Genomic DNA, 20454 nt, shown 5'->3' with positions numbered 1-20454 from the left:
GAAGAGGAGTTGGCGGGGGAGCGGCCTAGATCTCTCCGGCAAACACTCGCCCGATGACCTCTTCAAGGGGCGGATCGGTTACCGCCAAGTCCAACACCTCCAGCTCCGCCAGGAGCCTGGCTACCGTCTGGGTGAGGTGTTCCCGCCGTACCCACAGCCGCACCTCGCAGCTGCTGCCGGGATCCCCCTCGCTGCGCAGCTCGCCATAGGACTGCAGTTGCGCCAGGGGACAGGGGTGGGCCAATTCCAGCTTTACCTCTCGGTAGGGGGCAAAGCGCTGCCGCAGCTCTTCCAGGCCGCCATCGTAGATAAGCTGCCCGCCGCTAATCACCAACACCCGCTCACAGAGGGCGGTAATATCGGCCATGTAGTGGCTGGTCAGGAGCACTGTTGCCCCATAGCGGCGGTTGTAGTCGCGCAGAAATTGCCGCACCGCAGCCTGGGCGTTGATATCCAACCCCAAGGTGGGCTCGTCCAAAAACAAAACCTGCGGGCGGTGGAGCAGGGCCGCCAGCAGCTCTGCCTTCATCCGCTCCCCTAGGGAAAGCTTGCGCACCGGCTGCTTTAGCTTGTCCTTCAGGTTGAGCAGCTCCGCCAACTCCTCCACCCGCTCCTGAAACACTTTCTCCGGGATCTCGTAAACAGCGGCGTTAATGCGCAAGGAGTCCATCGCCGGTAGATCCCAGAGGAGCTGCTGCTTTTGCCCCATCACCAGGGTAATCTGCCGCAAAAAAGCTGGCTCGCGCCGGTAGGGCAAATGACCAACCACCTGTACCGTGCCACTGGAGGGGTAGATGAGACCCGTCAGCATTTTAAGGGTGGTGGTCTTGCCAGCCCCGTTCGGCCCTAGAAAGCCTACCACCTCCCCCGCTTGAATTTGAAAGCTCAGGGATTGCACCGCCGGGATGTAGCGATAGGTGCGGCGAAAAAAGTGGCGTAAGGTACCCACTACCCCCGGCTCCTTGATGGCTACGGGGTAAACCTTGCTCAGGTTGTTAACAGTAATGACCGGCTCCCGCTCCGTCAACCTCATCCCCACAAAATAGCCAGCCTGGCCTCCCCAACCCCAGAGCCAAGTTCCCTGAAGCTGAGTCTGCCAGATCTGGCAAGGAGGCCACCGCAGATGGGCAAGGGCACTACAGCAGCCCCACGTCTATTCCTGGCTTGCCGGCAACGAGCTCTACTTTCAAGATGCGGCCACCCGACTTCTGAATGCGCTGCTGCTCGCGGAACCAGTTGTCGTAGGGCACCAACTTGGTAAAGTAGGTATTCTGCAGCTCCCGTTGGGTGCGAATTCGGGTTTGGCTAGGCACACAGGCGGTGATCTTAAACATGCGCATGGTGGAGGATCCCCCCTGGCAAGGATTAACTTGACCAGCAACACAGGCGACCCACCTCAGAAAGCTCGCGTACCTTAGTTAGCACACCAGATCCCTGGGGCAAGTCGCCTGTCGTGCTTGTTAGATGAACTTCACGCCAAGGCCACGAGGCTGGCAGTTAGCTGAGACCAGAGCAGATGTAGTCGAAGTACACACCCATTTCTTTGCCGGCTTCAGGGCCCACCAAAGCAGCGGTTACTTCTTTCATAGCTTGGATGGCCTGAATCGTTGCCCCAATTGGCACCCCCAGCGAGTTGTAGGTTTCTTTGAGGCCGTTGAGCACCCGCTCGTCGAGGATGGAGGGATCCCCCGCCAACATCGCATAGGTGGCATAACGCAGGTAGTAGTCCATGTCGCGAATGCAAGCAGCATAGCGACGAGTGGTGTACATGTTGCCACCAGGGCGGGTGAGATCGGAGTAGAGCAGGGCCTTGGCAGCAGCCTCCTTAATGATGTTGGAAGCGTTGGCGGCAATAGTGGCAGCCGCTCGCACCCGCAGCTCGCCCGTGGCGAAGAAAGCCCTTAGCTTGTCCATGGCCGAGCTGTCGAGGTACTTGCCTTGGACATCGTAGCTGTTGATAACAGCAGTAATGGCGTCTTGCATGATGAGCTTCCTAAATCAAACAACCTTAAACAGAGGGCAGTCGAAAAAGAGCCTAGCTCATGGCTCCCGCGACAAAGTCGAAGTAGTAGGCCGCTTCAGCCGCGTCCTCGGGAGACAAAAGACCCATGGCTACCTGCTTCATGAGGCGGATGCTCTCCGCCACTGCCGGGAGGGGCGTGCCCAGAGAGTTGTACATCTCCCGCACACCCACCAAGCCGATCTCTTCAATCGGGGTAACGTCGCCGGCAACGATCCCGTAGGTAATCAGGCGCAGGTAGTAGTCCATGTCCCGCAGGCAAGTTGCCGTCATTTCCTCCCCATAGGCGTTGCCCCCTGGAGAGACAATGTCGGGACGCTTCTGGAAGAGCTGATCAGCTGCTTGCTTAACGATGCGCTCGCGCGACTCCGTCAAGACTTGAGCGATGCGCAGCCGCTTCTCCCCCGAGGTAACAAAGGACTTAATCCGATCCAGTTCTCCCGGGCTGAGGTAGCGGGCCTCCGCATCCGCATTCACAATCGACTTCGTGATAACGCTCATGGATATCCATCCTCAAGTCGCTTTTTTAAAAAAGGAGTATGGCAGGCATACCCGCATGCTATTTTCCGATATGCCTGCCGTCTGCCATCTTAGATCTTCACACTTCTTAAAATCTTTCCCAGGAAAGGAGCTCTCCCTTTGCCGCTAGGGCAGATAGGGTTGAAAGTCTTGCGTAACCCTCAAGGTCAGGCTGGCGTTGGCCTCAATCACCGCCACTTCTGGCGCTGTTACATTGCCAATCACCGCCCCTGCGGCTGCTCCGCCCAGCACTTTCTCGGTTGAGATCACCCGGTCGCCCAAAAGGCCCCCCAAGAGAGCCCCTGCGGCTGCCCCAATCAGGGCATCTTGGACAATTGCTTCCGCGGAGGTGTGACGGGGATCCTTGCGCAGCGGGACCACCTGGCTTTGCGCATAGAGGGGGTAGGATCGGCCATTGAAAATCAAAGCTCGCGAGACAAACTGGGCGCCGCCGCTTACTGGCTGGAATTGGCCTTCTAGGAGGGCTCCTGCCGGAACAACCGTGTTGCCGTAGATATCCCGCAGGGGGGTTTCCAGAGTGAGCCTGACGGTGCGAGTTTCGCCAGGGGCCAAGAAAAGGGGCTCAGCAGAGCGATGCACCGCTTGGATCAAGTCTCCGGAGCGCAACAGCAGCGTGGCTCGCAGTTGAAAGGGCTGGCCAAAGCCGTTTCCGCCTGTCCCTGGATTTACAGGCCGCCATCCCTCGCCACGGGGCGGAGGTGGCAAGGGATCCCTCTGCGCCAGAACCGGCGTAGCCACCGGTAGCCAGAGCATCCCCCCCACTAGAGGGACCAACAGGCGACGGGCTAGATTGGTCATGGTCTCAATCCCTGAGCTCCACTTCTACGTTAGCGGCAAGCTGGCCAAAGCCAAGGGCAAGAGCTACTTTGGCATTCCCCCTCCATCAAACCCCGTCCAAAAGTGGGGTGGACTACCCCAAACCAGTAGATTCTGCTGCTCTTTGGCCTTAATAGAAGTGCGGAAAAGCGCTGCTGTCGCCGCTTTGGGAACTCTGCTGTCCGTGCTAGATTAGCCCTAGGTTTCTCCCTTCAGGTAGGGCTTACACCCTTTTCCTGTGGCCATGAAGCGCAGCCCCTCCACGCCAGAGCAACCCTCTCCCAGTTCAGGCACTTCTACCCAACCGCACTGTTTGTCGCAGGGGGAAAGAGGCTTTCCCTTTTTGCGGCCTTGGGCTGTCTCGGGGCTAAGGTCTCTTCTCTTGTCAGTGCTGCTGGTGCTCTTGGGCATGGGTCTGGGGGCAGCTCTGGTGGGAGGCAAGGGGGTATTGGCTCAGACGACGGCAACTCCGCCCCAGCCGAACCTAAACCTAAACTTTATTGCCGAGGTGGCCCAGAAGGTGGGGCCGGCAGTAGTGCGCATCGACGCGGAGCGGACAGTGAACGTTCCTGGGGCTTTCCCAGAGGAGTTCTTTAGCGACCCGTTTTTCCGCGAGTTCTTTGGCCAGGTGATCCCTCCCCTGCCGCGACAGCGGCGACAGCAAGGCACCGGCTCCGGCTTTATCATTAGCCCGGACGGCCAGATCATCACCAATGCCCACGTGGTGGAGGGATCTGACAAAGTAACGGTGACGCTGAAAGATAGCCGTAGCTTTGAGGGCAAGGTCATTGGCACGGATCCAGTTACGGACATTGCTGTGGTGAAGATTGACGCCCAAAACCTGCCAACGGTGAAGCTGGGCCGCTCTGAGCTTCTCGAGCCGGGCCAGTGGGCCATTGCCATTGGCAACCCGCTAGGGCTAGACAACACGGTAACCGCTGGGATCATCAGTGCCTTGGGCCGTTCCAGCAGCGAGATCCGCGTGCCCGACAAGCGGGTGTCTTTCATCCAGACCGATGCAGCCATTAACCCCGGCAACTCTGGCGGTCCGCTGCTCAACGCCCAAGGGGAAGTGATTGGGGTCAATACCGCTATCATCCAGGGAGCGCAGGGGCTGGGCTTTGCCATCCCTATTGAGACAGCCCAGCGGGTGGCCAAGCAGTTGATTGCCCGGGGCAGGGTGGATCACCCCTACTTGGGCATCCGCATGCTTACCCTCACTCCTGAGCTGAAGGAACGCCTCAACCAGGATCCCAACAGCCGCATTTTCGTAACGGTGGATCGGGGGGTGCTCATCGGCGAGGTTGTTCAGGGATCCCCAGCCGAGCGGGCCGGGCTGCGCGCTGGCGACATCATTCTCTCCATCAATGGCCGCCCTGTAACCACTGCCGACCAGGTGCAGCAAGAGGTGGAGCGAATGGAGGTAGGCAGCAAGCTGGAGCTGGAGATTGAGCGCGGTGGGCGGCGGCAAAAGATCCAGGCGGTCACCGGATCTTTCCCAACCCCGAAGCGCAGCTAGGCGGAGGCCTAGGCGTACTGCTTGTCAACTTCGGCGGCAGGGGGGCAAATGATGGACAAGCAGCTCGGTTTCCTCTGGCGCAAGCGGGTGAGGAATTGGCCAGCCTGCACCGATTTGGAGCTAATGGAAGGCCTCAAAGCGGGGCAGCCTGCTGCTCTAGCGGCTCTTTATGATCGCTACGCCAGCTTGGTCTATGGCCTGGCCCTCCAGATCCTGGGCTGTATGACTGAGGCGGAGGATCTGACTCAGGAGGTGTTTGCCCTTCTCTGGCGGAAGCCCAGCCACGATCCAAGGCAGGGATCCATCAACAGTCTTCTGTGTAGGTTGACCCGGGCGCAGGCCCTTGAGCGTCTGCGCTCTCGAGGCAGCCAGCGCCGCCTCGGGAAACCCTGGCAGCCTCTGCTGATTGCCAGCCATAGATCCCCAGCCCCCTTTGAGCAGCTCTCCGTCGAAGAGCGGCGGCAGCCCGTTCAGGAGGCTCTCAGTCAGCTGTCGGAAAGCCAGCGCCAGCTGCTGGAGTTACTCTACTATCGAGGCCTAAGCGCGGCAGACATTGCCCAGGAGCTGGGGATGCCCCTGGCAACCGTCCAAGCCCGCTCTCGCCAAGCCCTCTGCAAGTTGCGGAGATCCCTGCGGCCTCTGCTTGACCAGTAAGGCGGCGGGGCTTTGGGATGGCCATGTCTACATGTTCCTCTGAGCTGGGAGAAGAAATCCTAGCCGATTATCTGCTGGGGATCTTGCCACCCGAGCAGGCAAGGGCCCTAGAGGCGCGCTTGGCTCAAGAGCCCCAGCTAGCGGCAGAATTGCAAGCCCTCCAAGAAGCCCTGCATCTGTTGCCCTATGGGCTGCCGGGGGTGATCCCGTCGGCCAGCGTGCGAAGCCAGGTGATGGCAGAAGCGGGCGCCCCGCCCATCCCCCCCCAGCCAGCCTTGCCCTCTCTAGGGCTGGCTCGCCTCAAAAAGCGCTGGTTGAGGGGCCTAGGGGCAGTGGCCCTGCTGTTGCTGGCTTTCGATAACTGGCGGCTACGGCAGACCCCGCAGCCAGCTCCCCTAGAAGCGGGGCAGGCGCTGGCCCAGTTGCTCCAACAGCCGGGATCTCGCCTAGTTACCTTGCAAGGGGAGGCAGGGTCAGCTAACTTGCTGTTTCGCCCGGGGGAGTGGCAGGCGGTGGTTTTGGCAGCAAGGGATCTGCCCTCTTTGCCTGAAGGGGAGCGCTACCACCTTTGGCTCAAGCTGGACACTGAGGAGATGCTCTACTGCGGCAGCTTTCAAGTAGATGCCCAGGGCAGTGCCATTGTTGCCTTGCGCCTGCCGCAACCCCCCTCCGAGGAGGCGCGCGTCCAAGAAGTGCTGGTTACGGCCGCCCCTGCCCTGCCAGAACTTGGCAGCAGGGTTCTCCTCAGCGCTAGGGTGGTGGAAGACTAGCGGGCCACCAGCAGCACCCCCATCATGCCGCCGGCGAGAGGATAGAACTTGGCAGCAGAAAATCCCACCTGCAAGGCCATTTGCTGCTGTTGTTCTCCGGAGGGAAAGCGATCCAAGCTGGGGTCAATGTAGGCATATTCGGCTGCCAATCCCAAGGCTTTGGCCTGGGCCACAACCCAGCTGTTGAGGTACCAGCGCTGAAAGCTCTCCAGGAAAGGGATCCCCCTGGGGCGATGGAAATCCAAAATGGCAGCGCGGCGGCCAGGTTTGAGCACCCGGCAAATCTCCCGCAGGGCCTGAGGAATGTCGGTTACGTTGCGCAGGCCGTAGCCCATCGTAATGGCGTCAAAGCTGCCATCCGGAAAAGGCAAGGCCAGAGCATCGCCCAAGACCCACTCCAGGGAGTAGTCGGGGAACAATTGCCGGGCCCGGCGCTGGGCAATGGCCAGCATGGCTGGGGAGAAATCCAGTCCCACCACCTGTCCGCCTCGTCCCACTCTCCGGGCCAGTTGCAGGGCCAGGTCGCCAGTGCCACAGCAGAGATCCAACACCCGCTCCCCCGCAGCCGCACCCGACCAGCGTACGGCCATGCGCTTCCAAACCTGATGTAGCCCCAGGCTTAGAGTTTGGTTAAGGGCGTCGTAGTGAGGAGCAATGCGGTCAAAGAGCTCCCGGATTTGCTCAGGGCGCTCAAAGGCTGGGCTGGGCACCGGTTCTCAACTCCACGGGCAGAAGAAGAGGCTAGGGTGGCACAGGGATCCCGCTGACCCCAACTTGGTGGCGGCGGCTGGGATAATCCGCTAGGCTCAAAGACAATGAGCGGGAGCTAGCCAAGGTGGAAGCAGGGATGCGGATCGTTCCCTGGAAAACTTGGCTGTTGGGAGGCAGCTCTCCAGGCAGGCCTTCAATGAGAGCGTCGATTGGCCGGCCGTTGTCGTCGGTAACGTTGAGGAAGCTGTAGAGAAAGCGCACCGTTTCCGGCGAATTGTTTTGTAGGGCAACGTTTAAAACCACCTGCCCTCCCTCGCGACGCACGGAGAGCACCTGCATGGCCACCTGCCCGCTGGCAGCCACTTGGAGAGGCGGAGGTGGTGGCGAAGGACGCGGCGGCGGAGAGGGGGAAACAGGCTGCGGGGTAGACAAGGGAGAGGGAGCCGAGGCCAACTCGGGAGACAAGCGGCGTGGAGGAGTGGGGGTAGGAGGGGCAATGGCTACGGGTGGGGGTGTGAAAAGCGGAGTAGGAGGGGGAGGCGGGCGAAGAAGGGCTTCCGCTGCTGCGATCACCTCCGCCTCGTTGAGGAGGGGCACAGTGCGGGGATCGCGAATGACCCGCGAGGCAGAAGAAGTGCTGGTTTCGGCAACCGGGGAGGAGACCCCCGAGAGAGCACGTTGGCCGAAGAGGTAACCCACGCAGCCGCTCACCACTGCCGTAAAGAAAAAAGCCACTAGCCAACCCACCTCTCCCAAGAAGCTGGAGGTGAAATCTCGGGCTGGCCTAAGCGATCTCCGCAAAGACTGCTCACTCCTGCTAGGAACCTGTTCTACCTATGATATGCAGGCAGCAGGCCAGCTACTTCACCGGCTCAGAATCAGGGTGCTCTTGCGCCTGGCAGCCGAGAGAGGCGCTGTCGAGGTTGGGCAGCCGTTCCCCCAACCACCAGCCCGGATCCTCCCAGTTCAGAGATCCCAGCCACTTCCCCGCCCGATCCGCCAAGACCAAGCCCAACAAAACCGGCGCAGTGGTGATCCCCAACGCCAGGCTCAGCCAAAGGGGAGGAAAGGTTGGCGAGGCAGCTGAAGCAGCATTTTGGCCAGGGGAAGATGCTGGCTTGGGATCCGTCATGCCTCTTGTAAAACTGCTCCTAATTGAGCTTTATCCTAGCTCCAAACTCACAGATCCAGAGAATGTGCCCGAGCTCCGCGCAGGGGTTTTCAACCGCTAAGCTAAGGCAATGGACTTCCCTCCTCCTGCCTGATGGCGATTGTACTTATCTGCGGCCCTGCCCGCTGCGGCAAAAGTCGGCTGGCGGAGAGCCTAGCTGCCGCTTCCGGACTGCCGGTCTTCTACCTGGCCACGGGGCCTAAGCCGGATCCTGAGGCTGACCCGGAGTGGGCGGAGCGGGTTCGACAGCATCGGCAGCGGCGTCCTCCCACCTGGCAAACCTGGGAAACGGGGCCTGACCTGGGCGCCGAACTGCAGCAGCTACCTCAGCCCTGCTGTGCCCTAGTGGATTCGCTGGGGGGCTGGGTGGCCCAGAGCTTGGACTGCTCGCCTGGGGAATGGGATCCCTTGGCGCAATCCTTCTTGAGAGCGTTGCAAGGCTGCCGAGGAAAAGTGATCCTGGTTTCCGAAGAAGTAGGCTGGGGGGTGGTGCCTGCCTATCCGTTGGGGCGTCAGTTTCGCGATCGGATGGGGGAGCTCACCCAGAAGCTGGCCCCGCTGGCAGACCAGGTGTTCCTGGTGGCGGCAGGCTTTGTCCTCGACCTAACTCGGCTAGGGATCCCGCTGGCAGGGGTGAATAGCCCAGAGCTGAGATAAGCTGCAAGGGGTTGATGCTATCCACAGCCCTGACCAGGATTCAAGGCGTTAAGGTAACTGCTTGTCGTCGTGCCGATTACCTTCTACTTGCCGGCCAAAGCCATTCAAACCCTGGATTTAACGCCGGGCCATGAGTTGGTGAAAACCTTGATGGCGGATCCCGTTGGCGCCGCTCAGCAGGTTCAGTGCGCCATCGATTGGCCGCGCAGCCCCGACGATCCGCGCGAGCTCTCGGAGATCCCAGAAGTGCGCCTGTGGTTCATCCGCTGGGACACGGTTTACCCCTGGATGCCCTACTTTCTCGACTGGCGCAGTGGTGAGCTGGCCCGTTACGCCGCCATGCTGGTGCCTCACCAATTCAACCCGCGCGAAGGGATCGTCTACAACCCGGAGGCATTGGAGATCTTCGTCTACCAGAAGATTTTTGTGCTGATGCGCTGGTTTAAGCAGCAGAAACTGGGATCGGTCTCGATGCTGCGCGACATGGCCTTGGTGTTTGGCTTTGAGGTGCAACCCGAGTTTCTAAGCCTCTGGGAAGCTGAGACAGGGGAGCCATGAGAGTGATGGTGGCAGACACCTGGCCTGGAAGTCGGGCAGCGCCAGGAGTGGCAGAGGCCTGGCAGCAGGCGGTGCAAGCCCCTTGGGGCCTGCTCGAGGTGGATCCCAGCCCTTCTGAAGCCCAGCTTAGAACCCTCTGGCGGCAGATGGTTGCTTGGGAGGGAGAGAAGGCCCCGCTGCTGGTGGTGCCCGGAAGCCTTGCCGACCCTCTGGGGCCTGGCCAAACCTGGGCTGACCTAGCTGCTGCGTGGGGGTTCAGGGTACTTCTGACGCTGCCTGAAGAAGCTGCCCTTAGCCAAGCAGCCGCCTTTGCAGCTTTGCTGCGGCAAACCAAGGCCGAGTGCCTAGGGTGGGTGCTTCTGGAAGCGGCACCAGCCCTCTCCTCCCAACTAGCGCCTGCCTTGGTCTGGCAGTTGCCGGCCCAGGTAGGGATCCCCGTTTTGGGTAGAAAAGCAGTGGCTGGCTCGGTGGTGTGGAGAGAAGAGCTGTGGGATCTCCTCAGTCTAAGATCTACGCAGGGATGGGGGGCCTACCCCGAGCTTCCCCTCCTTTGATAGGTGCCCATCAGCTGCGCCTGGGCGAGGATGTGGCCTTCCATGGCCCGTAGCAAGGCCTCTTTGGTGGCTCCTGGAGCTAAGGCTAGCTGCCTGTCCAGGGCGTAGAGGGTGAAGAAGTAGCGGTGGGTGCCGCTGGGAGGGCAAGGGCCACCATAAGTGTTCCGACCCCAACTGTTTTGCCCGTGGACGGCCCCTTGGGGGAGATCGCTGTCGGAGCGGATCCCTTCTGGCAGACTCGTGACCCTGGCAGGCAAGTTGTAGACTACCCAATGGACAAAGGTGCCTCTGGGGGCGTCTGGGTCATCCATGATCAGGGCAAAGCTTTGGGTTCCTGCAGGTGCCCCCGACCAACTCAAGGGGGGAGAAAGGTCGTCTCCTTCACAGGTGTAGCGGGAGGGGATGGGTTCTGAGGGGGCAAAAGCGGAGCTAACAAGCTGCAAAGTCATACGACCCGAGCTCAGGAAACCTCAGCAGCTAGGGAAACGATTCTGTGACGGAGAGAGTGGGATTCGAACCCACGGTGAGTTGCCCCACACAGCATTTCCAGTGCTGCGCCTTCGACCACTCGGCCATCTCTCCAGTGCACCTATGCAACTACTTTTCAGCAGCGCCGAAAAGTGAGCTCTCTAATTCTAGCAAAGAAACTCCCCGCCCTCTAAAGCTTGCAGCAGTACCTGCCAGCGAGAGCAGCGCTAGGGATTGAGGGTGGCGTTGAGTTGCATTGCTGTCTAGTCAGGGATGCACAGGCGGGGACGCCAGGGCAAAAAAGACAGGGATCCCCTTAGCGTCCACTCGGTGCTGATATAGCGCCGACCGGTTGGATGTCGTGCAGCTCGAGATGGATATCTTGCAGCCACCGCCCCAGGCTGTCGATCATGGCTCGATAGCGATCCAGGCCGCAAAACTCGTTGAGGGGATCCCGGAAGTAAACTTGGGGATCGTAAATTGAGTAAGTTTGATTTTTGGGAAAGCGAGCGTAATCTGCCCGCCAAATAGCCACCAGATCAGGGCCAGGCGGGGCTTGGGAAGGAATGCTCATGCCTTGGCCGCAACAGAAAGAGACACCGTTTCCCCAGGAGCAGGGCAGCATAGTCGGATTGATCGGCCGGTGGCAGCGTTCAGGGATCCCAGCTTTTCCCGAAACTCCTCTAGGCTCCCCAGAGGGCGGATCTGGGCGGCCAACCAGCCCTGGTAGTTCACCTCTCCCATCGCCGTCGGGATCACCTGCTGCGGGCGCAGGGCTGCCACCACCTGCAGGGCTCGCTCCGGCCCCATGATGACCTCGCCCAAGAGGGGAAAGATTTGCCCCACCACCGGAATCAACAGAGTGTGGATGGGAGAAAACTCCTGCTGCAGCCGCGGGCGGACATCGGGTTGGGAAAGATGAGGCTCATAGTAAAGCCGCGTCTGGGTGGATAGCTCTTCCAGCAAAAAGCCCAGCTCCCGCACCGGCCCCAAAGGCGCGCCGGGAACTGCTGTGATGCGCAGATCCCCCCACTGCACCCCCTGCCAGGGATCCAGAGCTTGAACCGCTGCAAATCCCAGACGCTTCACTACCCTAGCTGCAGCCGGTGAAGCCAAAACCGGGATCTGCTTGTCCAACCTTTGCAGGGTAGGCGGGTGGCAGTGATCCGGCTGGCCCTGGCTGAGGAGGATCCCGTCAATTTTGGGCAGAGTCTCCGGGGTAAAGGGGGGCGGCTGGCGGTGCTCCAGGCGGAGGAACCAGGGCAGGCCAAAGAAGACCAAAGGATCCACCAGCCACGGATCCAGGAGGAAGGTCTGCCTCTGGGTCTGGACGAGCCAACTGTTAAGGTCGAGGCGGGTGAGTTTCATGGAGCTACTGGCCGGTGATGGAGAGGTCAGCTACCCAAATGCGGGGACACAGGCCAGCAGGAGTGACCTGTGGCTCCGGCTCGACGTAGAAAATCGACTTCAACAGCTCCAGAAAGTCCCCGGCTACTGTGGCCGCCTCGATGCTGATGCGCTCTCCCTGGCGCACCCACCAGCCCTGAAAGGGCAGGGAGAAGGATCCCTGTAGAGGCTTAACTCCAGCATGGAGGGCCTGCAACTCGTCAATCCAGACCACGTTCTCAGCCGTGGCCAAGTCATAGGTGCTCTCCGGCGGTGCGCCAGCAAACACGTGATAGTAGTGGGCGGCAACCGTCACTTTGGCGCCGATGTTGGCATGGCCGGTGGGCTGGGCCCCCAGACGTTTGGCAGTGCCGGCGCTGTGCAAGAAGTGGGTTAGGACACCGTTGGTGATGAGGGGAACCCGGCGGGTGGGGGTGCCTTCGCCGTCAAAGCTAATTGCGCCTACGTTGGTTGGGTGGAGAGCGTCATCACACACCGATAGGAGAGGTGAGGCAATCTGCTTGCCCAGCGAGTCGGGGGTGGAAAGGCTTTGGTTGTCGAGGATGTTCTGGGCGTTGAAGAGATTGGAGAAAGCTCCCAAGAGGCTTAGAAAAGCTTCCCCAGAAAAAACCACCGTGTATTTCCCCGAAGGGATCCGCTCGTACTCCAGGTGGCTGATGAGTTTCTCGGCAGCTTCTTTGGTGCAACCTTGAATATCCAGCTCCTCCAGGCTGCGAGCCACCCGCATGGCGCCGGCGCTGCGGGGTTTGCGGCCCTCTTGTTCTGCTTTCCCGTAGAGAAAAATTGAGGCCAGGGTGTGGCCCTCTTGGCGCAGGGCTTGGTCGCTGTTGAGGTAAAAGCGGTCGATCTGTCGCTGGGCCAAGCCGTTGTAGGGTACCCCTTGGATGGCGGGATGGGATCCCAGCAAAGCCTTCTCAGCAGCCACCAGTTGCTCTAGGAGCTCGCTAGCCAGCGCCAGGGGCCTTTTGTCGTTGCAGGGCTGGAGAATGGGCAGCTTGGCCTCTGGGCTAAATTGGGGCGCATGTTCCCGCACACCGAAGTGGCTGGCTTCAAAGGCCATCTGCAGAGCCAGTTCCAGCCCCGCCTCATCGACATCGGTGGTGGAGGTCACCCCCACCTGACCCTGGTCGTTCCAGGCCCGCACCGTTACGCTGCAGCGGTGGGAAGCCTGGACCTGGCGAGGTTCCCCGTGATCCACCTGCACGCTGGTTTCGTCCACTTGAGCCCCGTAGAGATCAAACTGGGGGATCCCCAAACGTTGGGCACAGCTTTGCACCCGTTCGGCCAAGGCCTCAACTTGCAGTATCGCCACTCCTTCTCTCCCCTACCGACGGGCCAGCCAGGCGGTCAAGTCCTCCACGCTGTTGAAATCCAGCAGCGCTTCCCCCAGCGCCTCCAGTTGCGACGTTGGCAAAGTCCAAATCCTGTTTTCCAGAGCCGGGTCAAGGGATCCCAGCTTCCGCCGCAAAAGCCGCAAAACCAGCGTTGCTTCTCCATGCTGCAATCCCTGTTGCAATCCTTGTTGCAGTCCTTGTTGCAGGCCCAGTTGCAGACCTTCTTTGCGCCCTGCTTCTAGGCCCTCGCGCAGAGCTTCTGCCCGCCACTCTTGGTAGATCACCGACTCCCTCATATCCAAAGACCTCATGATTTGTCGAATTCAGCACCGATCCAATGCTAGTCCTGCCAAAACGGCTGTTGCCGCTGCCAGTTCCCGTCGCTCGTTGAGGTCTGGCAAGCGCTCTAGCTCACTGACCACTCCCCGCAAGGTTTCTGCCGGATCCTCCACCTGACTCAAGACGCGAAAAGGGAGCAGGGCTTGCCAAACGTGCTCCGCACCGCTCACGCGAATGTGCTCCGCACCGCTCACGCGAACGGCTCCGGCCGGCAAGTTGCATTCCCACAAGCGAATGACCTCGACATGGCTGAGCCTTTCTAGGCGGAAAAAGGTTTGGAAAACCCTCTCCGAGCGCGTTTTGCGAAGATAAATGACCACCTGCCGCACCGGTAGCTGGGGATATTTCCGATAGAGGCGAAGCCGGTAGTCAGCCATGCGAAAGGGGATTTCAGGATCTGGATCTGTTTGAAATTCCAGATGCAAAATGCTCTGCCGAAGCCCCAACAAAATCACGGAGTCTGCCCGGATGGGCTCCTCTGACAATTCCGTAGGCAGCATCTGTACCGGTGCAGCCACTTCTCTTACCAGCCAGGCGGCAAACTGCTCCGGGAAGCGCTCTGCCAGGTATTTGCAAACGTTGTCGTAGGCCATGGGGGATCCCTGGATCTAGCGCCCGCCCACGGTGATGGCGTCCACCTTGATGTGGGGCTGACCCACGGTGACGTAGATGTTGCCGCTGACAGAACCACAGAAGCCAGGGGCTAGGCGAAGATCCTTGGAGCACATGGAGATCTTGGTCAGGATGTCCTTAGCTTCCCCGATTAGGGTAGCCCCCTTGAGCGGCTTGGTAATTTTGCCGTTGTCGATGAGGTAGGCTTCTTCAACGGCAAAGTTGAATTGTCCCGTGGGGCCGACGCTGCCTCCCCCCATGCGCTTGCAGTAGATGCCCTTGTCAATAGAAGCAAAAAGATCGTCCAGTTCGGCATCGCCGGGAGCGATATAGGTGTTGCGCATGCGGCTGGCGGGGGCAAAGGTGTAGTTCTGGCGGCGACCGCTGCCGGTGCGAGGGTGGCCAGTGCGCATGGAGCCAGCGCGGTCGGCCAGGAAGTTCTTCAGAATGCCTTTTTCGATGAGCAGGGTGCGCTGAACCGGCATGCCCTCGTCGTCCACATCCAGGCTGCCAAAGGCCCCCTCGGAGAGCCCCTCATCCCAGGCGGTGAGGTTTTTGTGGGCAATTTTCTGGCCTTTTTTGTCAGCAAAGGGGGTGGTTTTGCGCTCGATCTGAGTGGTTTCCAAGAGATGCCCACAGGCTTCGTGGAAGATCACGCCGCCAAAGGCGTTGGACATGACGATGGGGTAAGTGCCCGACTCCACGTAGTCGGCGTAGAGCATCTGGCCGGCAGCCTCTGCCAGCTCCTGGCTGTGGGCTACAAGATCCCAGCGGCGCAAAAAGTCGGGATCCCCGGTGCCCCCCGCCCGTTGACTAACCGAAGCCCGGTGGTCGCCGTCGGCGCAGAGCAGGGTAGAACTGACCGACTGGGTGAGGCGAATGTCACGCACAAAGGTGCCATCGCTGCAGGCCACCAGGATCTCCTGCCAGTCGCGGAAGTAGTTGGTGCGGCGGGACTGGACGTGGCGAGCTTGCCGCTTCAGCTCTGCGTTGGCCCGCAGCAGGATCTCGCCCATTTCGCCAATAGGGCTGCATTCCTTGAGCCAGCCGTCTTTGCTGCGGCGCTCGGCGTAGTCTTGGAGCAGCCCTAAGTTGGCAGGAGAGACCAAAGCGGCAGGACCAGGGGGGGTGAGGCCCATGAGCAGCAGGCCTTTTTCCAGAGCAGCTTTGAGGCCGGCAAAGGAGAGATCGTTGGTGCTGACGTAGCAGTCAGCCAGGCCACGAAACACCCGCACCCCTGCGCCGGTGGAAAGCCGAGGGGTGATACTGGTGATGGCGTCGTCTTCCGCCAGGCAGCTGATGGAGTTGACCCGCTCCAGGAAGATCTCCACCAAATCGGCGCCGGCAGCCCGTCCCCAGCCCAAAAGAGTTGAAAGGGGATCCCGCCAGTCCTCGCCGAAGCGCTGCAGGGTGGGGCGATAGTCGAGGTTGGGCAGGTCTTTGGATAGAAGCAGCATACAGGCTTAGGGGGCTGGGGCCGGCTTTTATCTCCTCAGTTTAACAAGACGTAAAGGCTGCCTTTTGGGGGAAAGAGCCTCCCAGCTTGACAAGGGCAAAGGAGCAGCCGAAGATCGCTGCACAAGGAACCCCCCAGCTTGCAATGGCTGCCAAGAAAAGAGGCTCGGAGCTTCAGCCCAGCCTGTTTGACGATCCCCTAGAGCCGCCTGCCCCCACTGCGGAGACGCTTCCCCAATGGGATCAGATCCCGCTCTCGGCCCAGGTGCCCATTCCCCCCGGTACCTATCGGGATCTGGAACAACTGGAGCAGCACTGCCGAGTCTGCCAGCGCTGCGAGTTGGCGGCCAACCGTACCCATGTGGTGGTGCACCGAGGCAACCCCAAGGCAAGGATTCTCATCATCGGCGAGGGGCCGGGGGAACAGGAAGATCTGCAAGGGCTGCCCTTCGTGGGCAAGTCGGGGCAGTTGCTCGATAAGATCTTGGCCTCCGTGGGGCTAGATTCCGAACGGGACACCTACATTTGCAATGTCGTCAAGTGCCGTCCCCCCAACAACCGCGTGCCCACCCAGGAGGAGATGGACGCCTGCCGGCCCTACTTGTTGGAGCAGATCCGCCTGGTGGATCCCTGGATCATTTTGTTGACCGGCGCCACCTCGGTGCGCTCGCTCTTGGGGGATAAGCGGGGCATTACCAAGATTCGCGGCGAGTGGATCCAGTGGCAGGGGCGCTGGTGCATGCCGATTTTTCACCCAGCCTATCTGCTGCGTAACCCCGACCGCACCCCCGGCAGTCCCAAGTGGCTGATGTGGCAAGATATTCAGGCGGTAAAGCAAAAGTACCTGGAGCTTGCCGGCGCAGCGCGGTGAATCCTGCAAAACCCGACTAAGCTGGGAAAGGAGCTCCTTGCCGTCTTGCCTTGACCCCTTCGGAGTTTGCCCTCGAGCAGCTTCTTTTCACCCCGGCCACACCCGACCCGGACGCCGTGCGGGTCATCTATGCCTTTCCCAACACTTACTCAGTAGGAATCACCAGCCTTGGCTACCAGGTCATCTGGAGCCTGCTGGCCAGCCGTCAAGATGTGGTCGTCTCCCGCCTCTTTACAGATCTGGCCGAACCTCTGCCGCGGGATCCAGAGCTGATGGGCTTTTCCCTGTCTTGGGAGCTGGACTACGTCCATATCCTGGATCTGCTGGAGCGACAGGGGATCCCCCTCCAGGCCGAGGCGCGGGGGGAAGCGGATCCCTTGGTTTTCGGCGGTGGCCCGGTGTTGACGGCCAACCCCGAGCCCTTTGCTGCCTTCTTCGACCTCATCCTGCTGGGAGACGGGGAAGGGCTGGTGGAGCAGATGATCCAGACCTACCGCCAGGTGCGGCGGGGATCCCGAGCGGAAAAGCTGCAGGCGCTGGCCCAGGTACCGGGGATCTACGTGCCCAGCCTCTACGAGGTGCATTACCGCGAGCCCGAGGGCCCGGTGGAGAAAGTCATTCCCAAGCTGGACGGGATCCCCAGCTCCATCCGCAAGCATACCTTCCGCGGCAACACCCTCTCGGTTTCCACCGTGGTTACCCCCAAGGCAGCCTGGGAGAACATCTACATGGTGGAGGTGGTGCGCAGTTGTCCGGAGATGTGCCGCTTTTGCCTGGCCAGCTACCTGACCCTGCCCTTCCGCGCTGCTGAGGTGGAGGGGCATCTGATCCCAGCAGTGGAGCGGGGGCTGCAGGTGACCCAGCGGATTGGCCTTTTGGGGGCCTCGGTAACCCAGCACCCCCAATTTGAGCAGCTGCTGGAGTACCTGGCCCAGGATCGTTTTGAGCAGGTGCGCCTCAGCCTGGCTTCGGTGCGCACGGGCACGGTCACGCCTCGCCTGGCGCAAGTTCTCTCCCGTCGCGGCAGCCAGTCCATCACCGTGGCCATCGAGAGCGGCTCGGAGCGGCTGCGCCGGGTCATTAACAAAAAGCTGGCCAACGAAGAGATCTTGGCGGCGGCAGCCCACGCCCAGGCCGGCGGCCTGAAGGGGATCAAGTTCTATGGCATGGTGGGGATCCCGGCAGAGACCCAGGCCGATCTCGAGGCCACAGTTGCCCTCTTCAAGGAGCTCAAGAAGGTGGCTCCCCGCCTGCGCTTGACCTTGGGCTGTAGCACCTTTGTGCCCAAAGCCCATACTCCCTTTCAGTGGCAGGGGGTAGATCCCCAGGCGGAGAAAAAGCTGCAGTGGTACCAAAAACACCTGCGTCCCTTGGGGATTGAGTTCCGCCCAGAAAGCTATAGTTGGTCGGTCATTCAGGCTCTGATTTCCAGAGGGGATCGACGAGTAGCGCAGGTTTTGCAGTTGGCGCGGGAGTTTGGCGACTCCCTGGGCAGCTACCGGCGCGCCTTCAAAGAGCTCAAAGGAAAGCTTCCGCCCTTGGACTACTACGTCCACAGCAACTGGGATCCGGCGGATCCCCTTCCCTGGCAACACCTTGAGGGCCCTCTTAGCCTGGAGCGGCTGCGGCAGCACCGCCAAGAGGCCTTTTCCGTGTAGCGCAGGAAGCTGTGCTTAAGGATGGGGGCCTGCAGCGGCCAGAAACGCCTCGATCTCAGCGCGGCGCGGCAAACTAGGCTGAGCCCCAGGGCGGGTTACGCACAAAGCCGCAGCGGCATTGGCAAACCGTAGAGCTTCCCTCAGGGGTTTGCCAGTAGCTAGGCAGGCGGCCAAAGCGCCGCAGAAGCTGTCGCCGGCAGCGGTGGTATCCACTACCGCCACAGGGTGGGCCGGCAGGTAGCCGCTTTCTCCGCCATCGGCCCAGACCAAGCCTGCTCCCCCCAACGTGACGATCACTGTCGGGATCCCCTGCCGTTGCAAGGCTTGGGCCACTTTTTCGGCTTGCGCGGGTGTCTCCACCGGCAACTGGGCCAGAGCAGCGGCTTCGCTTTCGTTGAGCACCAAGTAGCGCACCTGGCGCAACAGGGATCCCGGCAGGGGCACCACAGGGGCTGGATTGAGCAGGATGGGGATCCCTTGGGCAAAGGCTTGCTCTGCCACCGCCTGCACCGTGGCCAGGGGGATTTCCAGTTGCAGCAGAACCATCGCTGCCGGCGTCCAAGGAGGCAGCTGGGCGGGGGTGTAGCGACCGTTAGCGCCGGGGCTGACCACAATCCGGTTTTGCCCTGCTGGATCCACAGTGATCAGAGCGATGCCGCTGGGCCCTTCCAGCTCTCGCAGGTGGTGGGTATCGACGCCGTTCTGCTCCAGGTTCTCTTTCAGCAGGCGGCCAAAGCTGTCAGATCCCACTGCCCCCCACATCTCCACCTGGGCTCCCGCCCGTGCCGCTGCCACCGCTTGGTTGGCCCCCTTGCCGCCAGGGTAGGTGGCGTAGTCGGATCCCAGCACCGTTTCCCCAGGCCCAGGATGGCGTGGCACCTGCACCACCAAGTCCAGATTCAAGCTCCCCACTACGCGAACTAGGGCTGTCATTGGCTAGCTGAAAAACGGTGCCCTAGAGGTAGCTCATTCTAGCTCCCACCACTGGGTTGGAGAGCTTTCCACCTTGGAGAGGATTGGCTAGCTTGTGAGGGGGTGACGCGGAAACAAGCCATGCTGCTGACCACTACAGACGTGCTCCAAGGTAGAGAGGTTGAGCGTTACTTGGGCATTGTTACCGCCGAGGTAGTTTATGGCACCAATGTTCTACGGGACTTCCTTGCTGCCCTCCGCAACATCATCGGGGGACGCACAAGAACCTATGAAGAAGTTCTCGAGAATGCCCAGAAAAAGGTTTTGGAAGAGCTGGAGCAGCGGGCCAAACGTTTGGGAGCAAATGGCATCCTAGGCGTTAGCATTCATACCAACATGAGCACGACAATGATCCTCGTTACCGCCGCCGGCACCGCCGTCAAGCTGCGCTAGAACCTTTAGGCCAGGCTCTCCATCAATGCCTCGTCGATCTCAAAGTTGGCGTAGACATTTTGCACATCATCCAAGTGGTCCAGCCGCTCCATGAGGGTCAGTACCAGCTTGGCTGTCTCGGGGTCCTCCACATGCACCTCCGTAGAGGGGATCCAGCGGATGGCCGCCTCTTGCACCTGGTAGCCTTCTTTTTTGAGGTAGGTGGCCACCTGCTCCAGCAGGGTGTAATCGCAGTAGACTTCTGCGTCGGTTCCCTCTACCTTGAGATCCTCCCCGCCTGCTTCGGCTACCGCTAGCAGCAGAGCTTCGGGATCTGTCACCCCCTCTAGGCTAATCACCCCTTTTTGCCGGAACAGCCAGCTCACGCAGCCACTTTCCCCCAGGCTGCCGCCGACTTTGCTGAAGGCCTCCCGCACCTCGGCAGCCGTGCGGTTGCGGTTGTCGGTCATCGCCTCGATCAAGACAGCTACCCCCCCAGGGCCGTAGCCTTCGTAGCGAATTTCCTCCAGGGGGCTGTCGTCGGTCCAGTTGCCGGATCCCTTGGCGATGGCCCGCTCGATGGTCTCAGCAGGCATGCCTGCCGCTTTGGCTTTCTCCACGGCCGAGCGCAGCCGAAAGTTGGCGTCAGGATCGGGCAGGCCGTTGCGCGCTGCCACGATGATGGCCCGGGAAAGTTTGGTAAATAGGCTGCCCTTTTTGGCATCTACACGGGCTTTTTGCCGCTTAATATTGGCCCATTTGCTGTGTCCTGCCATGCTGTGCACACCAGTCAAGCAACCTAAGGGAAGGGATCCCCTAACTTTGAAGCCTAGATCACCACTTGCTTAGGTCTCAACCCCAGAGGTGCAGGTCAAGGCTGGATGGGTTGCCGCTCGATTACACCCCCTGGTGGCGGTGGAGCTTCTGGCGTTGCTTGAGGTGTAGGCGTTGGTGTCTCTATAGGAGCTGGCGTGGGAGGCAAAGGAGGTACAGGCT

The 20454-nt window shown here is 60.7% G+C and carries 26 protein-coding genes and 1 tRNA gene; 9 read left to right on the top strand and 18 right to left on the bottom strand.

What is annotated here, in order from left to right:
* Positions 1 to 25 precede the first annotated feature (25 nt).
* The 5 genes from NW807_RS07015 to NW807_RS06995 form a co-directional block, all read right to left on the bottom strand.
* Positions 26 to 1033, bottom strand: a complete 1008-nt coding sequence (locus tag NW807_RS07015) for an ABC transporter ATP-binding protein (RefSeq protein ID WP_414425657.1) — start codon at positions 1031 to 1033, stop codon at positions 26 to 28.
* A gap of 103 nt (positions 1034 to 1136) precedes the next feature.
* Positions 1137 to 1340, bottom strand: coding sequence for a phycobilisome linker polypeptide (locus NW807_RS07010; RefSeq protein ID WP_011431036.1), 204 nt, complete (start codon positions 1338 to 1340; stop codon positions 1137 to 1139).
* Positions 1341 to 1497: 157 nt separating this feature from the next.
* On the bottom strand, positions 1498 to 1983 hold the full coding sequence (gene apcB, locus NW807_RS07005) for an allophycocyanin subunit beta (protein ID WP_414394636.1): 486 nt from the start codon (positions 1981 to 1983) through the stop codon (positions 1498 to 1500).
* Positions 1984 to 2035: 52 nt separating this feature from the next.
* Complete coding sequence (locus NW807_RS07000; protein ID WP_414359834.1) at positions 2036 to 2521, bottom strand: allophycocyanin; 486 nt, start codon at positions 2519 to 2521, stop codon at positions 2036 to 2038.
* A 144-nt stretch (positions 2522 to 2665) separates the two neighbouring features.
* On the bottom strand, positions 2666 to 3358 hold the full coding sequence (locus NW807_RS06995) for a hypothetical protein (RefSeq protein ID WP_414394634.1): 693 nt from the start codon (positions 3356 to 3358) through the stop codon (positions 2666 to 2668).
* A gap of 427 nt (positions 3359 to 3785) precedes the next feature.
* Between NW807_RS06995 and NW807_RS06990 the strand changes: the two genes are divergently transcribed.
* The 3 genes from NW807_RS06990 to NW807_RS06980 are packed head-to-tail and all read left to right on the top strand — an operon-like array spanning position 3786 to position 6319.
* The gene (locus NW807_RS06990; protein ID WP_414425720.1) at positions 3786 to 4895 is read left to right on the top strand and encodes an HhoA/HhoB/HtrA family serine endopeptidase; all 1110 of its coding nucleotides are present in this window, start codon (positions 3786 to 3788) and stop codon (positions 4893 to 4895) included.
* Positions 4896 to 4946: 51 nt separating this feature from the next.
* Positions 4947 to 5549, top strand: coding sequence for a sigma-70 family RNA polymerase sigma factor (locus NW807_RS06985; protein WP_414425656.1), 603 nt, complete (start codon positions 4947 to 4949; stop codon positions 5547 to 5549).
* 17 nt (positions 5550 to 5566) lie between these two features.
* Complete coding sequence (locus NW807_RS06980; RefSeq protein ID WP_414425655.1) at positions 5567 to 6319, top strand: anti-sigma factor domain-containing protein; 753 nt, start codon at positions 5567 to 5569, stop codon at positions 6317 to 6319.
* Here the strand turns inward: NW807_RS06980 and ubiE are convergent.
* The 3 genes from ubiE to NW807_RS06965 are packed head-to-tail and all read right to left on the bottom strand — an operon-like array spanning position 6316 to position 8162.
* Positions 6316 to 7029, bottom strand: coding sequence for a bifunctional demethylmenaquinone methyltransferase/2-methoxy-6-polyprenyl-1,4-benzoquinol methylase UbiE (gene ubiE / locus NW807_RS06975; protein WP_414425654.1), 714 nt, complete (start codon positions 7027 to 7029; stop codon positions 6316 to 6318). The two genes, NW807_RS06980 and ubiE, sit on opposite strands and share 4 nt — an antisense overlap.
* Positions 7030 to 7060: 31 nt before the next feature.
* Entirely contained in the window at positions 7061 to 7831 is a 771-nt protein-coding gene (locus NW807_RS06970; protein WP_414425653.1) for a hypothetical protein, read from the bottom strand.
* A 58-nt stretch (positions 7832 to 7889) separates the two neighbouring features.
* The gene (locus tag NW807_RS06965; RefSeq protein WP_414409899.1) at positions 7890 to 8162 is read right to left on the bottom strand and encodes a hypothetical protein; all 273 of its coding nucleotides are present in this window, start codon (positions 8160 to 8162) and stop codon (positions 7890 to 7892) included.
* A gap of 132 nt (positions 8163 to 8294) precedes the next feature.
* Between NW807_RS06965 and cobU the strand changes: the two genes are divergently transcribed.
* From cobU to NW807_RS06950, 3 genes are all read left to right on the top strand, one after another.
* Positions 8295 to 8858 (top strand): bifunctional adenosylcobinamide kinase/adenosylcobinamide-phosphate guanylyltransferase, encoded by a 564-nt coding sequence (cobU, locus tag NW807_RS06960; protein ID WP_414394623.1) that lies wholly within the window; start codon positions 8295 to 8297, stop codon positions 8856 to 8858.
* A 69-nt stretch (positions 8859 to 8927) separates the two neighbouring features.
* A complete protein-coding gene (locus tag NW807_RS06955) occupies positions 8928 to 9416 on the top strand; it encodes a CRR6 family NdhI maturation factor (protein ID WP_414394621.1) in 489 nt (162 codons plus the stop codon).
* Entirely contained in the window at positions 9413 to 9970 is a 558-nt protein-coding gene (locus NW807_RS06950) for a hypothetical protein (RefSeq protein ID WP_414425652.1), read from the top strand. Before NW807_RS06955 ends, NW807_RS06950 begins: the two co-directional genes overlap by 4 nt.
* Here the strand turns inward: NW807_RS06950 and NW807_RS06945 are convergent.
* The 8 genes from NW807_RS06945 to NW807_RS06910 form a co-directional block, all read right to left on the bottom strand.
* Complete coding sequence (locus tag NW807_RS06945; protein WP_414394618.1) at positions 9946 to 10419, bottom strand: YbhB/YbcL family Raf kinase inhibitor-like protein; 474 nt, start codon at positions 10417 to 10419, stop codon at positions 9946 to 9948. The two genes, NW807_RS06950 and NW807_RS06945, sit on opposite strands and share 25 nt — an antisense overlap.
* 48 nt (positions 10420 to 10467) lie before the next feature.
* A tRNA-Ser gene (locus NW807_RS06940) sits at positions 10468 to 10552 on the bottom strand.
* 202 nt (positions 10553 to 10754) lie between these two features.
* Positions 10755 to 11012, bottom strand: a complete 258-nt coding sequence (locus tag NW807_RS06935; RefSeq protein WP_414425651.1) for a DUF2358 domain-containing protein — start codon at positions 11010 to 11012, stop codon at positions 10755 to 10757.
* Positions 11009 to 11806 carry an MBL fold metallo-hydrolase gene (locus tag NW807_RS06930; protein WP_414394615.1) on the bottom strand — a complete coding sequence of 266 codons (798 nt, stop codon included), beginning with the start codon at positions 11804 to 11806 and terminating at the stop codon, positions 11009 to 11011. Before NW807_RS06930 ends, NW807_RS06935 begins: the two co-directional genes overlap by 4 nt.
* Positions 11807 to 11810: 4 nt before the next feature.
* A complete protein-coding gene (locus tag NW807_RS06925; protein WP_414425719.1) occupies positions 11811 to 13151 on the bottom strand; it encodes a TldD/PmbA family protein in 1341 nt (446 codons plus the stop codon).
* 18 nt (positions 13152 to 13169) lie between these two features.
* On the bottom strand, positions 13170 to 13490 hold the full coding sequence (locus NW807_RS06920) for a DUF4351 domain-containing protein (RefSeq protein ID WP_414425650.1): 321 nt from the start codon (positions 13488 to 13490) through the stop codon (positions 13170 to 13172).
* A gap of 12 nt (positions 13491 to 13502) precedes the next feature.
* Positions 13503 to 14111 carry an Rpn family recombination-promoting nuclease/putative transposase gene (locus tag NW807_RS06915; protein ID WP_414425649.1) on the bottom strand — a complete coding sequence of 203 codons (609 nt, stop codon included), beginning with the start codon at positions 14109 to 14111 and terminating at the stop codon, positions 13503 to 13505.
* A gap of 15 nt (positions 14112 to 14126) precedes the next feature.
* Positions 14127 to 15587: a TldD/PmbA family protein gene (locus NW807_RS06910; protein WP_414425648.1), complete on the bottom strand. Its 1461-nt coding sequence runs from the start codon at positions 15585 to 15587 to the stop codon at positions 14127 to 14129.
* Positions 15588 to 15850: 263 nt separating this feature from the next.
* Between NW807_RS06910 and NW807_RS06905 the strand changes: the two genes are divergently transcribed.
* Together NW807_RS06905 and NW807_RS06900 are read left to right on the top strand one after the other, a co-directional pair.
* Positions 15851 to 16456 carry a uracil-DNA glycosylase gene (locus NW807_RS06905; RefSeq protein ID WP_414394814.1) on the top strand — a complete coding sequence of 202 codons (606 nt, stop codon included), beginning with the start codon at positions 15851 to 15853 and terminating at the stop codon, positions 16454 to 16456.
* A gap of 50 nt (positions 16457 to 16506) precedes the next feature.
* The gene (locus NW807_RS06900) at positions 16507 to 18114 is read left to right on the top strand and encodes a B12-binding domain-containing radical SAM protein (RefSeq protein WP_414425647.1); all 1608 of its coding nucleotides are present in this window, start codon (positions 16507 to 16509) and stop codon (positions 18112 to 18114) included.
* A 15-nt stretch (positions 18115 to 18129) separates the two neighbouring features.
* Here NW807_RS06900 and rbsK read toward each other — a convergent pair whose 3' ends face one another.
* Complete coding sequence (gene rbsK, locus NW807_RS06895; protein ID WP_414425646.1) at positions 18130 to 19047, bottom strand: ribokinase; 918 nt, start codon at positions 19045 to 19047, stop codon at positions 18130 to 18132.
* A gap of 120 nt (positions 19048 to 19167) precedes the next feature.
* Here rbsK and NW807_RS06890 point away from each other — a divergent pair, with 120 nt between their 5' ends.
* Positions 19168 to 19479, top strand: a complete 312-nt coding sequence (locus NW807_RS06890; RefSeq protein WP_414425718.1) for a YbjQ family protein — start codon at positions 19168 to 19170, stop codon at positions 19477 to 19479.
* Positions 19480 to 19484: 5 nt separating this feature from the next.
* Here NW807_RS06890 and NW807_RS06885 read toward each other — a convergent pair whose 3' ends face one another.
* Positions 19485 to 20234, bottom strand: coding sequence for a YebC/PmpR family DNA-binding transcriptional regulator (locus tag NW807_RS06885; RefSeq protein WP_414394604.1), 750 nt, complete (start codon positions 20232 to 20234; stop codon positions 19485 to 19487).
* Between the last annotated feature and the right edge of the window lie 220 nt (positions 20235 to 20454).

The organism is Synechococcus sp. R70.1, from assembly GCF_047461675.1.
Classification (GTDB): Bacteria; Cyanobacteriota; Cyanobacteriia; order Thermostichales; family Thermostichaceae; genus Thermostichus.
This window is presented reverse-complemented; position numbering and strand designations above follow the sequence as displayed.